A 13,182-nucleotide genomic window follows, 5' to 3' on the forward strand; every position below is an offset into this window, starting at 1 on the left:
CCCCTCCTCCAGCCTCCAGCCCCGTCAACAGCCCCGCCCGAGCATCCTCCTCGAGCCGCGAGTCCCGCGACTGCCCCAGGTCCTTCGCGCTGTAGCGCGAGCGAATCCGCGTCAGGCGGAAGCGATAGCCCACGGACACCTGCAGCGACCCTCTCAGGGTGCGCCGCGCGTTGAACACGACGCTCGGCAGCGTGCGCTGCTCGAAGCTGTAGTAGCGCAGGCCCCGGAATGAGGGATTGCCAGCGCACACATCCTGCGCGTCCTCCAGTTGCTCCCTGTCGTCACACCGGGCGAAGTCCGGCTCGTAGCCGGCGGCGGCGCCCTGGCCGAAGTAGGGCGAGAACCGCTCGTTGATGAAGCTCAGGTCCAACCCCAACCGCCAGTCCGAGTCGAAGAAGCGCGGCGAATCCATCATCAGCCGATGGGTGGCCACACCCCGCGTCGTCTGGAAGAACTGCGCGATGAGGGAGTGTCGATAAGGCCGGTACGTGCCATCTCCCGCATCCACCAGCAGGAGCCTCGCGCCGTAGCCGAACCCCTCGTCGCTGTTGAAGTTGAGCAGCGGCAGGCCCTGGACGCGCCACCCCGTGCGCGGCGGTGGCACCAGCGCTTCAACGGGAGGCTCGTCTGCCCAGGCCGAAGTCGCCCCCATCAGGACGACCATCACCACGCTCCACGCCAGGCGACACTGCGGCATGCGAAGTCTCCAGGCTCACGTTCGAGCCTGGAGACACCATAGCCTTCCCCGCACAGCGCATGACACTTCGCCCCGCGCGTGGGCCCGCTCTCACTCCATCGGTCTGGACACGGCGCGCGCGGTGGCGGGCTCGGAGAAAGCTCCGCGGCTCTCCGCCAGCTCGCTCACGAGCGCTGGAGGTAGACGCCCGCGGACAACCCCTGCTTGACGTTGCGGCTCACCTCATCGGCGAGCACCTCGTCCTGGCCCGCCTCGAGCGCATCCAGCGTCAGGCGCACCACCTCGGCGGTGCTCGTCTTCGGCGCCGTGACTTTCTCCGCCATGTCGGTGTCCATGTAGCCGACGTGCAGGGCCATCACCTGCGTCTTCTGGGCGCCCAGCTCCTTGCGCAGACCGTTGGTCAGCGCCCAGGCAGCGGCCTTCGAGGCGCTGTAGCTGGCCGAGCCCGGGAAGGCCATCCAGCTGAGCACCGAGAGCACATTGATGATGGCACCCCCGCCGTTCTTCGCCAGCACCGGCGCGAACGCGCTGCTCGTCGCCAGGGGGCCCAGGTAGTTCGTCTCCAGTTCAGCGCGCGCGGCGGACAGCGCGTCCGCCCCCAAGAGGCTCGTGCCCTTCAGGATGCCCGCGTTGTTGATGAGCAGCGTCACGTCACCCGCCTCGCGGACCAGCGCCTCCAACTGCTCGGGGCGGGTGACGTCCAGGCGGACCGGCACCACGCCTGGAATCGTCACACTCGAGGGCTCACGAGCCGCCGCGTACACCTTGCGAGCCCCCCGCTCCAACAAGGCCTTCGCGAAGGCGAGCCCCAACCCGCGATTGGCACCAGTGACCAGGGCGACAGCATTCTTGACCTGCATGACTCGACTCCGGCGTGACGAGGCGGACGGAAAGCTCCGGGCGGCCCCATTGAGGAACGTCAAATGGACGGACAGGCGGGCTCCCGAGAGCCCCTGCCCACCATATGATGACTATAATATGACGAAATTCGAGCTTCATCGAAAAGCGACATGGGTGAAGGACCGGCCCGTCCGGTCGCCGCTCCCCCAGTCGCTCCCCCGCCGACGCCGCCACGGTCCGCGGGCGCTGACGCGTCCGCCCGAAGCCTGACACGTCAGCGATTCCCCAGCGACGACGCCCCGGGACCTCCCAAATCCATTCGCCTGACGCGTCAAGGCCACATCCCCTGCCCCGCATGTCCTTGAAGACAGACACCCAGGACCGGGAAGGACCTTGGTGCACCAATTGCAGCGAACCGGGCCGACGCAAGGCGAATCCCCTCTCCCCCCATGAGGCAGACATGTCGCGAGTCAACCCACCAGCGATGGACACCGGAATGGACGATGGGCTCCAGCTCGACGTGGCCATCATCGGCGCCGGAGTCTCCGGCCTCTATGCGGGCTGGAGACTGCTCGTGGGAGACCTGGCCCCTGAGGGCACCCGCCCCGAGACGGTCCACATCTTCGAGCTGAGCGAGCGCCTGGGTGGACGCATCGAATCCGTCTTCCTCCCTGGCATCTCCCTGGCCGCGGAGATTGGCGGCATGCGCTATCTGCAATCGCATGAGATTGTGAACTCGCTCATCACGAAGGTCTTCGAGCAGGAGGTGACGCCTATCGACTTCCCCCTGGGCGACGACGGCAATCACTACCGCTATCTGCGCGGGCAGCGCTTCAAGGCCAACGAATGGGAGAACGCCCAGGCCGACCGCCGCACGTACAAGACGCGCTACTTCCTACCCGACGCGGTGGTGGGCTTCACCTCGGACCAGCTCTTCAACAAAATCATCTACGACGTGCTCATGGCGGACCCGTGGTTCCGGGAGCGCTATCCGGGCAAGGCCACCTTCACCGCGCCCTATGACTATGCCTTCACCCTGACGGCCCGCGAATGGGATGACGTCAAACCCAACCTGACCTATCACCAATCGGGTCCGTACGACGGCCTGAAGGTCAACGACCTGGGCTTCTGGAACCTCATCAAGGACCAGGTGGGCCAGGAGGCCTACGAGTTCCTGTCCGTCGCCGGCGGGTACTACTCCAACACCATCAACTGGAACGCCGCGGAGGCCTTCCCCTACCTCGTGGGCGACTTCTCCAACGCGGAGGTGAAGTACCAGACGCTGGCGGGCGGCTATGACCAGGTCGGCAATGTCCTCGCGCGGCGCTTCCTGGCGCAGGACCCCAGCGGCAAGCGCGCCCATCTCTGGGGACAGAATGGCCTGCGGCGAATCGACCCGGCGCCGGGCGGCAGCCGTTACAAGTACATCCTCACCGTGGCCAATGCCCAGAGCGGCAAGAGCTGGACGGTGTACGCCAAGGCCGTCGTCCTCGCCATGCCCCGCCGCGCCCTGGAGCTGCTGGAGGTAGACCGCTTCTTCGCCACCCCGGAGGTGAGCGAGCAGGTCCGGAAGAACCTCGACTCGGTCATCTCCGAGCCGTCGTTCAAGCTCCTGATGGGCTTCGAGTCTCCCTGGTGGCACGCGGAGTTCAACGCCCTGGCGGGCGAGTCCATCACCGACCTGCCGATGCGACAGTGCTACTACTTCGGCACCGACCCCTCGAACAGCCACTCCATCCTGCTGGCCAGCTACAACGACATGCGGACCACCCCCTTCTGGTCCGCGCTGATGGCCTCTCCCCAGCGGAACCTGAAGCGTTTCAAGCCCCGGGCCACGCGACTGGCGTCCCCGGAGTCCCTGGCCCAGGTGGAGTCCCTCCAGGCCCCGGCGGTGATGGTCCAGGAGGCCGTCCACCAGCTCCGGGAGCTGCACGGCCCGGAGAACCCCGTCCCTGACCCGTATGTCTCCTACTTCCGTAACTGGACAGAGGACCCCTACGGCGGCGGCTACCATGCGTGGCAGGCCGGGGTGAGCGTGCGCGAGGTGATGCCCTTCATGCGCCGCCCGGACCCCGCGGAGCGCCTGCACATCTGCGGCGAGGCGTACTCGGACCAGCAGGGCTGGGTGGAAGGCGCCTTCTGCGAGGCGGAGAAGATGCTCCAGGCGCACTTCGGGCTCGCGTGGCCCTCCTGGCTGGACAGCCAGTACTACCTCGGCTGGTAAAGCCAGACACCTTCGTCCCTCCAGAACGAAAGCAACGCAAACATGGACTCCTATGACGTGGTGGTCGTGGGCGCGGGCGCCATTGGCCTGTCCGCCGCCTACTGGTGCTCGAAGGCCGGCAAGAAGGTCCTCCTGTTGGACCAGTTCGACTTCGACAACGACTTCTTCTCCTCCAAGGGAGAGTCCCGCTTCTTCCGGGTGATGTACTCCAATCCGCACCTGTCCCTGCTGGCGCAGTCCGCCTATCCGCTCTGGCGGGAGCTGGAGGACGACAGCGGCCTGGACGGCATCCTCAACGACACGTCCCTGCTGTTCTTCGGCCCGCCCAGCGGGGTGAATACGCCCGAGGGCGACCTCAAGGACTCCCAGGCCGTCCTCGAGGAGCAGGGCCTGCCCTTCACCCGCCTCACCGCGGCGGACTTCCCGGAGCGCTACCCCGCGCTCAAGGGGCTGAGTGACGACGTCGTCGGACTGGTGCAGCCCCAGGCGGGCGTCATCGCGGCGGACCGGGCCCTTCAGGCCCTCGCCCAGCTCTGTCGGAAGCAGGGCGTCACCATGATTCCCCGCCGGACGGTCAGCCGCATCCAGGACGCGCCGGGACAGGTCACCGTCACCACCGCGCAAGGGGACTACACCGGCAAGAAGCTCATCCTGGTGCCGTCCGCCTGGACGAACCCGGTGCTCGACAGCCTGAACCTCCAGTTGGAGCTGGAGATCTGGACCATGACGTATGCCTACTTCACGGTGGCCCAATCCCAGTACAACTACCCGCTCTGGTTCTACTTCGGCGCGCCCCAGTTCCCTGGCGATGACCAGACGACCTACTACGGCCTGCCCCCGCTCCTGACGCCCGGGCGCCTCAAGGTGGGCACGGACTTCACCTTCCAGAAGTCCCCGCTGCCGCCCACCTCGCCGCCCCAGGCGGACCCTCGGATGGTGGAGCTGCTCAACAGCTTCATGCGCGCGCACTTCCAGGGGCTTCAATCCCTGGCACAGGACCCCGTGGGCTGCCTCTACACGATGACCCCCGACTTGAACTTCGTCCTGGATGCCCTGCCCGGCCATCCGGACATCCTCCTGTTCACCGGTGACACGGGGCAGGCGTTCAAGTTCACCCCTCTGCTCGGGAAGATTCTCGCCGAGCTCGCGCTGACGGGCGTCACCCAGTTCAACATCCAGCCCTTCTCCATCCAGCGCCCCGGAATCCTGCGGCCCCGCTGAGCCCTCTCACCCCGCCTCAATCAGGAGTGGTCCATGCCGGATACTGAAAATACAGCCAACGTCCTCGTCGTCGTGGATGCGGAGAGCATCTACCAGGCCTACCAGGGGAAGTTCAGCACGGACGCCAACAGGCCCGTGTCCCTGGGCGAGAGCACGCCCTACATCTACATGTTCGTCCGCCAGGACGAGGTGCTCTCCGGACAGGCGACGGATGACCTGGTCATCACCCTCAACACCAACAACAACATCCGCTGGCGCATCACCTCGCTGACCGGGAACACGCGCTTCAGCGTCGCGCTCAGCCAGTGCAACATCCTCCGGGGCGTGGGGCTCATCACCCAGCCCGGCCTCATCGAGCCCACGGTGACGGTGCCCCTCCCGTCGGTGAATGGCTTCCAGGTGACCATCAACCAGACGCAGACCTATACGGACGCCTATTTCCAGGCGACGGCGGTGAACCCCTCGCCGCCCAATGTCTCGTACCAGTTCTCGTTCGTCCTGGCGAACAACGACGGGAACATCCTGAGCTACTTCTCGTGGGATCCGCAGATCTCCATCACCTCATGAAGTCATCGGCGGGCTCGCCGATGGTGTCTGGCTTCTTCTTCCGAAAGGATTGGATGCGATATGGGACAGGATAACGGCTTCATCGATGTGCTCACCGTGGTGGACGTGGACAAGGTCATCGGCAAGTACGGCCCCAACGCGTCGCTCGACAACCCCGGGGTGGCCATCGCGGACTGTGTGTACATGCTCGTCCGGCGGGACTCGGCCGTGGGGGCGGAGGCGATATCCGAGCTGACGGTCGCCGCGAAGACCAACGACAACCTCCGGTGGCGGCTGGCGTCGCTGACGCTCAACACGCGCTACAGCGCCCTGCTCTACAAGATGAATGTCTCCGGAAACGCGCAGTGCATCACCCAGCCCCAGCCCCTGGTGTCCCACATCAAGGTGCCAGTCCCCGAGGTGTCGGGCGGGCAGAGCAGCGGCTTCAACGTGCAGCCCTACGTGGACTTCTTCTTCCAGTCCACCGCGATGCTGCCCACCGCCACGCTCCCCGGCGGGCGGGTGACCTACCAGCTCTATCTCCAGGTGACGGACAACCAGGGCAACAAGGTGGGCACCTACTCGTGGGACCCGTACATCACCATCACGTCATAGGCCGCGCTTCCCATTCACGAGGAGACCCATCATGAGTGACAAGAACCGGCCCTCGGGCCACACCGCGCTGCCTGGGAGCGGCTGTCCATTCCACCGGGGTGCGGGAAACGCGATGCTGTCCAAGACGCCCTCCGGCACCCTGGTGCGCCCCCACGGCGGCGTGGGCACGGCCGTCTCCAACAAGTCCGCGCAGTCGCTGAGCGGAGACAACGGCCCCGTCGTCTCCGACTTCTTCCGCATGTTCCCGGACCTGGGCCCTTCCCTCTTCAACGTGGAGGACCTCCGGGCGCTCACCCTGCCTGGAGGCCCCATGGATGTGGCCAACCAGAGCCCGGGCCTCCCCCAGGACAACCCCACCATCCCCGCGGGCTACACGTTCCTGGGCCAGTTCCTGGACCATGACCTGACGTTCGACGTCTATTCGAACATCAATGGCCGGGACACCCAACCCAACCAGACGCGGGATGCCATCACCCCCACCCTGGACCTGGGCAACATCTATGGCCGGGGGCCCGTGCAGGACGCCTTCCTCTTCGACCAGAAGGACGGCGCCACGCTGCTGTTCGGCCGGCCCGACAATCCGGACGGCGACGTGCTCCGCAACTCACAGGGCACGGCCATCATCGGAGACCCGCGCAATGACGACAACATGTTCGTCGACCAGCTCCACCTGGCCGTCATCAAGTTCCACAATCAGGTGGTCAAGGACCTGTCGAGCCAGTTCTCCGGAGGGGCGCTCTTCACCGAGGCGTCGCAGCGCGTGCGCTGGCATTACCAGTGGATTGTCTACCACGACTTCGTGCGCCGCTTCGTCGGGGATGAGCTGTATGGGAAGCTGGTGGGTCAGGGCCCGCAGTACTTCCCGCCCAACCTCCAGGCGATTCCCATCGAGTTCTCCGCGGCCGCCTACCGCATGGGCCACGCGACGATTCGCGAGTTCTACCAGGTCAATGACAACTACAAGGGCGCGCAGATTTTCGACCTGCACCAGCCCGGGACGTTCCTGAGCCCGGAGAAGCGCGTGGACTGGAAGTACTTCTTCGACACCGACTCCCGCGTCACGCCCCAGGGCGCCAAGCTGTTCGACACGCTGGTGGCGTCGGAGCTGCTTCAGCTGCCCCAGGCCCTCATCCCCGGCTTCGACAATCCCCAATATCAGGGCAAGCCGGATCCGCTCTACCTGTCGCTGCCGGGCCGCAACCTGCTGCGCCAGAATGAGTTCACCCTGCCGGCGGGACAAACGGTCGCCAAGGCGCTGGGGACGACCCAGTACTCCAATTCCCAGTTGGGCTTGCCGACGAACTGGGGGAGCACGCTGGCGCCGCTCTGGTACTACATCCTCAAGGAGGCGAAGCTCGCCAACCAGGGCCGCTTCCTCGGGCCCGTGGGCGGTCGCATCGTGGGCGAGACGTTCTTCAGCGTGCTCATCAACGACCCCCAGTCCTTCCTGCACAACAAGGGCTGGAAGCCCACCTACGGCACGGGCGGCGACTTCACCATCGTGGACCTGCTGCGCATCGCGGACGCGTACAAGTCCTCCTGAGGTTCCCCCGGGCACGACTGTCTCCGGGCCCTGTATCGGGCCCGGAGACGCTCGCGCACCTCGGGGCTACTTGCCCCAGCGGAGCAGCTTCGTGCGGGCCGTCTCGGAGAGCCCCCTCGCGGAGGCTCCCCCAAGCACGACCTCAAAGAGCGCGCTTTTGCCGCGACTCAGTGCGTCTCGACGTAGATCTGATCGAGCGTCGGGCTGAGGCCCTGGTTCTGGACATACAGGCGCGCGCCGGGCCAGGCGCAGTTCAGGCTCGTGGGATAGACCTGATTCGGAGCCAGCAGGATGGAGATGTTGTTGGCGCCGCAGTACGCGTTGAACCGCGTGGAGCGGGTGCTGGACATGTTCCGCACATAGAACGGCGTCGTGCCGAACAGCCAGGTCGAGAAGTCACGCGTCTGACCGCCAGCGATGAACGCGCTCTCCACGGCCTGCGTCGCCTCGCCCATCTCCGGGTTCTGAGCGGCCTCTTCCGGCGTGTATTCCCCGCCGCACCCAACGGCCATCAGAGACACCACTCCCACAACCCCAAACGTATTGAACAGCTTCATGACTTCCCCCTCATTTCGAGTTGCCCCTGTGTTGGGGCCCGCACTCTGTATAAGTACTCTCACGCAGTGTAAATGGTGTATTCATGACACCGCATGGGTCTGATTTGAGGGGATGACTGTCATTGTCCGCGCCGTAACATGAAGAGTTACGGTCGGGTGGCGGGCGACCCGGGCCCGACTCCGAGCCCGGGGCCCTTGCTCACTCCGGTGGTCCCCGCCTTGGAGGTGGCTGGGTTTTCATGCGCTCGTATTCCTCATCCGTGAAGACACGGCTTCGAGTGAGGAAGCGCACGCCCAGGGGCGACTCCAGGCTGAAGCCCGCGCCCCTTCCTGGCACCACGTCCAGCGTCAGGTGCGTGTGCTGCCAGACCTCGAACTGCGCGCCGCCGATGTAGACGGGGCAGCCCTCGACGTCGCCCAGGAAGACATCCCGCTGACCGACACGAAACTCCCCCGCCGGATAACACATGGGAGCGCTGCCATCGCAGCAGCCGCCGGATTGGTGGAACATCAGCGGACCATTCGCGGCACGCAGGGAGCGGATGACGGCGGCGGCCTCGGGCGTCACCGCCACCCGGGCCACCTCCTGCTCCGTCTGCCCACCCGCGCCGGGCCCGGCACGGGTGTCACTCATCAGAAGAACCCCATCGCCTTCGGGCTGTAGCTGACGAGCAGGTTCTTCGTCTGCTGGTAGTGGTCCAGCATCTTCCGGTGCGTCTCGCGGCCGATGCCCGACTGCTTGTAGCCGCCGAACGCCGCGTGCGCCGGGTACAGGTGGTAGCAGTTGGTCCACACGCGGCCCGCCTCGATGGTGCGGCCCGCGCGGTACGCGGTGTTCGTGTCACGCGTCCACACGCCGGCGCCCAGGCCATACAGCGTGTCGTTGGCGATGCGCATCGCGTCGTCGAAGTCCTTGAACGTGGTGACACTCACCACCGGTCCGAAGATCTCCTCCTGGAACACGCGCATCTTGTTGTGGCCCTGGAACACCGTGGGCGCCACGTAGTAGCCGCCCTTGAGGTCGCCCGGCAGGCTCACGCGCTCGCCGCCCATGAGGACCTTGGCGCCCTCCTTCTTGCCGATGTCGATGTAGCCGAGAATCTTCTCGAGCTGATCATTCGACGCCTGCGCGCCCAGCTTCGTCTCCGTGTCCAGCGGGTTGCCCGGGCTGACCTTCTTCACGCGCTCCAGCGCCCGCTCGATGAACTGGCCGTAGATGCCCTCGCCCACCAGCGCGCGCGACGGACACGTGCAGACCTCACCCTGGTTCAGCGCGAACATGGAGAAGCCCTCCATCGCCTTGTCCAGGAAGTCGTCGTCGTGAGCCATGACGTCGTCGAAGAAGATGTTCGGGCTCTTGCCGCCCAATTCCAGCGTCACCGGGATGAGGTTCTCACTCGCGTACTGGAGGATGAGCCGGCCCGTCGTCGTCTCACCGGTGAAGGCGATCTTCGCCACGAGAGGGCTGCTCGCCAGCGGCTTGCCCGCCTCGACTCCAAAGCCGTTGACGATGTTGAGGACACCTTCGGGCAGCAGGTCCTGGATGAGTTCGGCCAGGACGAGGATGCTCGCGGGCGTCTGCTCCGCGGGCTTGAGCACCACGCAGTTGCCCGCCGCCAGAGCCGGCGCCACCTTCCACACCGCCATCAGGATGGGGAAGTTCCACGGGATGATCTGCCCCACCACGCCCAGGGGCTCGTGGAAGTGATACGCGACGGTGTCGTGGTCCAACTCGCCCACCGTGCCTTCCTGCGCGCGGATGCAGCCGGCGAAATAGCGGAAGTGGTCGATGGCCAGCGGCAGGTCCGCCGCGAGCGTCTCGCGGACCGGCTTGCCGTTGTCCCAGGCCTCCGCCACCGCGAGCATCTCCAGATTCTGCTCCATGCGGTCGGCGATCTTCAGCAGGATGTTCGAGCGCGCCGTGGGCGACGTGCGGCCCCACGAGACTCGCGCCGCGTGCGCCGCATCCAGCGCCAGGTCGATGTCCTCCGCGGTGGAGCGAGGAATCTCGCAGAAGACCTGCCCCGTCACGGGCGAGATGTTCTCGAAGTACTGCCCGCGCTTCGGCTCGACCCAGCGACCGCCGATGAAGTTCTGATAGCGGGCCTTGAACTTCACCTTCGAGCCAGGCTGATTGGGGGCGGCGTAGATCATGAACGCTCTCCTTGCGGGTGGGGCTGCGGGTGGAAGCCGTGCCCCCCAGAGCAGCGCGCATGCCACGCCCCGCACCACCGACGTCGCGGCGCGTCGTGTCCCGCGATGCGACACCTCTGTCCGCTCCGCGTGGAGCACCTCGCGACAGTGTCGCGCGCGGGTGTGCCACCGCACGGATGGAATGTTCCGATGAGGACGAGCCACCGTCCCCTCACGGGCCCACGGCGCGCCTACGGAAAGGCTCGCCTCACGAGCGTGGAGGGAGCACCAACCCGAAGCGCTCCACCATCCGGTACAGCGTGCTGCGGGCAATCCCCAGCAGCCGCGCCGCGCGGGCCACGTTCCCACCACTGCGAGACAGCGCGTCGAGAATCGCGTGGGCCTCCAGCTCCCTGAGGCCCGGGGAGGCCACGGGCTCGACGGGTGGCGAGGACACGGGTGGCACGTGCGCGGGTGCTCGCCCCAGCTCGGGCGGAAGCGCGGCCGCGTTCACCACGGGCTCTCCTCCTGCTCGGACCAGGGCCATGCGGAGCACCGTCTTCAGCTCCCGTACGTTGCCCGGCCAGGCGTGCGCCCTCAGGCGAGCCAGCGCCTCGGCGGACAGCGTGCTCGCGGGATGGCCTCCTTCGACGGACAGCCCACTCAACAACGACCGGGCCAGCTCCGGCAGGTCCACCCGCTCTCGCAGCGGCGGCAAGCGAAGGACCGCGCCTTGGAGGCGATAGTAGAGGTCGCTCCGGAAGGTGCCCGCGCTCACGGCCGCTTCGAGGTCCCGACACGTGGCGCCGATGAGTCGGAAGCGCGAGTGCCGCACGCGCGACTCGCCGACACGCGAGTACCCGCCATCCTCCAGCACACGCAACAGCATCACCTGCAGCGCCGCGGGCATCTCCGCGAGCTCATCGAGGAAGAGCGTGCCTCCATCCGCCGCCGCCAGCTTGCCTTCGGCCCCACCCGCGCGAGCCCCCGTGAAGGCTCCCGGCGCATGACCGAACAGCTCGCTCTCCAGCAACGAAGCGGAGAGCGCGCCACAGTTGACGGCGACGAAGGGTCCGGAGGCCACCGCGCTCGCGGAATGCACCGCGCGCGCGAGCAACTCCTTGCCCGTACCCGTCTCCGAGAGCAGCAACACCGGCAGCGTGGTGGGAGCGAAGCGCGCGGCCTCTCGCAGCGTCGCGCGGTGCTCGGGGTCACTCCCCTTCAGCGCGGCCCAGGCCCCTCCATCGGGTCCGCTCTCGGCCACCTCGGGCGGCATCCGCGCCGTGACGCGCGTCGCACGAGGCTCCAGCCGCACCAACACCGCGAGCGCCGAGCCCCCCTCCCCCACCGCTTCCGCGTGGACCCGCCACGTCGCACCCGAGGCCTGATGACGCGCCTCCAGCGCGTGGCCTCTCAACGCCGCGTCCTTCAACGCCCGCCAGGACAAGCCGAGCATCCGAGTCGGCGACACGTCCCCCGGGGATGACTCCAGGCCGAGCAGCGAGCGCGCCGCGCCATTGAGACGCCGCACGCGACCCGGCGGCTCGATGAGCAGCACCGGGCCGTCCTCGCGCGACAGGTGGGCATCCACTCCCCCTCGCGCGGCCGCCGCAACACGCGCCCACGCCACCTCGCGCAGTCGCGCCTCCGCCGAGTGAGCGATGCTCGCCACCGCCACCAGCACCAGCGGGTCCGCGCCACTCGCGGGCCCGGTGACGTCCAGCACGCCGACGACTTCGCCGAACGGGTCTCTCACCGGCGCGGCGTAACAGACCAGCCCATGGTGCCGCTGCGCATAGTGCGCGGGCCCCACCACCGCCACGGCCGAGGACTCCACCAGCGCGGTGCCAATCGCATTGGTGCCTCGCGACACCTCGTCCCAGCAGGCCCCGGCCACCAGTCGCACGTAGTCGGCGTGGTCCCTGAAGTCGCCCCCCGAGCTGCGCGTCGCGAGGATGACGCCCTCCCGGTCCGCCAGCAGCGCCACCCGCCCCGACGGCATGGGCGCGGCGGCGAGCACGTCCAGGATGTCGCGGACCTCGTGCCACACCGGCTCCAGGCGGGCTCGCCGCTCGATGAGCGCGACGCCGGCGACACTGGGCCCCTCGTCGGGCAGGCCCGTGCTCGGAGCGCCAAGCGCGCGTGAGCGTTGCCAGCGGGAGAGTATCGGCGGTGCCTCTGGAACCGAGGCCACGTCCTCGTCGAGCGCGCCGACGAGAAACTGCTCCCACAGGTGCGCGGAGGCGCTGAGCGTGAGCGTTCCCATGGGACTGATTATTCAGCCAGTCCCCACGCTGACGGCAACCCACGGCCTTCCCGAAACGCGACTGCTGAACCAACGCGGTGCGGCGTCCGGGAAGGCCAGGGGCCTACACCTCCGAGCTACTTGTCGGTGGCGTCTTCAATCTTGTCGCCCGCCTCCTCGGCGGCGTCCTCGACCTTGTCGCCCACCTTCTCGGCGGTGTCCTCGGTCTTGTCCGCGGCGCGCTCCGCATCATCCTTCGCGCTCTCACGGGTGTTGCGGTGGCAGCCCACTCCGAACGTCAGGGAACCCACCACCAGGGCCAGCAGCATCTTCGCCTGCACCGTCAGCTCCTCGCGTGACGACGCCCGGGCTTTCGCCCCGGCGTCGCATTTGTGCGCGGGAAACTAGTCACGACGCGCGGACTGCCAAGTGCTCACCGCCGGGCTTCCACTCAGAAAACGCACATGCCATTCGCGCCGCAGGTGCCCTGCAGCCCTTCGCAGACGCAGTTCCAGTCGCCGCCGCAGCGGTAACCCGTGCACTGCGAGCCCGGGCCACCAC

Annotated in this window: 11 protein-coding genes and 1 pseudogene; 5 read left to right on the plus strand and 7 right to left on the minus strand. The window is 67.2% G+C overall.

Annotation, left to right across the window (positions count from 1 at the left end; genetic code table 11):
• Both HR086_RS37495 and HR086_RS37500 read right to left on the minus strand, forming a co-directional pair.
• Window positions 1-697, minus strand: a pseudogene (locus tag HR086_RS37495) (hypothetical protein); the annotation flags it as partial.
• 164 nt (window positions 698-861) lie between these two features.
• Window positions 862-1,557 (minus strand): SDR family oxidoreductase, encoded by a 696-nt coding sequence (locus tag HR086_RS37500; protein ID WP_174453503.1) that lies wholly within the window; start codon window positions 1,555-1,557, stop codon window positions 862-864.
• 440 nt (window positions 1,558-1,997) lie between these two features.
• Between HR086_RS37500 and HR086_RS37505 the strand changes: the two genes are divergently transcribed.
• Genes HR086_RS37505 through HR086_RS37525 form a run of 5 tightly spaced genes read left to right on the plus strand, consistent with a single transcriptional unit; the run spans window position 1,998 to window position 7,686 of the window.
• A complete protein-coding gene (locus tag HR086_RS37505) occupies window positions 1,998-3,761 on the plus strand; it encodes an FAD-dependent oxidoreductase (RefSeq protein WP_174461237.1) in 1,764 nt (587 codons plus the stop codon).
• Between the two features lie 42 nt (window positions 3,762-3,803).
• On the plus strand, window positions 3,804-4,982 hold the full coding sequence (locus HR086_RS37510) for an FAD-dependent oxidoreductase (protein ID WP_174468033.1): 1,179 nt from the start codon (window positions 3,804-3,806) through the stop codon (window positions 4,980-4,982).
• A 33-nt stretch (window positions 4,983-5,015) separates the two neighbouring features.
• Window positions 5,016-5,549 carry an AidA/PixA family protein gene (locus HR086_RS37515; protein WP_174453500.1) on the plus strand — a complete coding sequence of 178 codons (534 nt, stop codon included), beginning with the start codon at window positions 5,016-5,018 and terminating at the stop codon, window positions 5,547-5,549.
• 60 nt (window positions 5,550-5,609) lie between these two features.
• Window positions 5,610-6,143 (plus strand): AidA/PixA family protein, encoded by a 534-nt coding sequence (locus tag HR086_RS37520; protein ID WP_141645800.1) that lies wholly within the window; start codon window positions 5,610-5,612, stop codon window positions 6,141-6,143.
• A gap of 31 nt (window positions 6,144-6,174) precedes the next feature.
• The gene (locus HR086_RS37525; RefSeq protein ID WP_174468034.1) at window positions 6,175-7,686 is read left to right on the plus strand and encodes a peroxidase family protein; all 1,512 of its coding nucleotides are present in this window, start codon (window positions 6,175-6,177) and stop codon (window positions 7,684-7,686) included.
• Between the two features lie 167 nt (window positions 7,687-7,853).
• On the opposite strand, the gene HR086_RS37530 is transcribed toward HR086_RS37525, so the two are convergent.
• The 5 genes from HR086_RS37530 to HR086_RS37550 all read right to left on the minus strand — a co-directional run bounded on the left by HR086_RS37530 (window position 7,854) and on the right by HR086_RS37550 (window position 12,962).
• Window positions 7,854-8,198 (minus strand): hypothetical protein, encoded by a 345-nt coding sequence (locus HR086_RS37530; protein WP_254626612.1) that lies wholly within the window; start codon window positions 8,196-8,198, stop codon window positions 7,854-7,856.
• Between the two features lie 244 nt (window positions 8,199-8,442).
• The gene (locus HR086_RS37535; protein WP_141645803.1) at window positions 8,443-8,877 is read right to left on the minus strand and encodes a DUF779 domain-containing protein; all 435 of its coding nucleotides are present in this window, start codon (window positions 8,875-8,877) and stop codon (window positions 8,443-8,445) included.
• The gene (gene adh / locus HR086_RS37540) at window positions 8,877-10,397 is read right to left on the minus strand and encodes an aldehyde dehydrogenase (RefSeq protein ID WP_174468036.1); all 1,521 of its coding nucleotides are present in this window, start codon (window positions 10,395-10,397) and stop codon (window positions 8,877-8,879) included. Before adh ends, HR086_RS37535 begins: the two co-directional genes overlap by 1 nt.
• Before the next feature lie 247 nt (window positions 10,398-10,644).
• Window positions 10,645-12,642 carry a sigma-54-dependent Fis family transcriptional regulator gene (locus HR086_RS37545; protein ID WP_174468037.1) on the minus strand — a complete coding sequence of 666 codons (1,998 nt, stop codon included), beginning with the start codon at window positions 12,640-12,642 and terminating at the stop codon, window positions 10,645-10,647.
• A gap of 116 nt (window positions 12,643-12,758) precedes the next feature.
• Window positions 12,759-12,962, minus strand: a complete 204-nt coding sequence (locus HR086_RS37550) for a YtxH domain-containing protein (RefSeq protein WP_141645806.1) — start codon at window positions 12,960-12,962, stop codon at window positions 12,759-12,761.
• Between the last annotated feature and the right edge of the window lie 220 nt (window positions 12,963-13,182).

The organism is Myxococcus sp. CA039A (assembly GCF_013336645.1).
Taxonomy (GTDB): Bacteria; Myxococcota; Myxococcia; order Myxococcales; family Myxococcaceae; genus Myxococcus; species Myxococcus llanfairpwllgwyngyllgogerychwyrndrobwllllantysiliogogogochensis.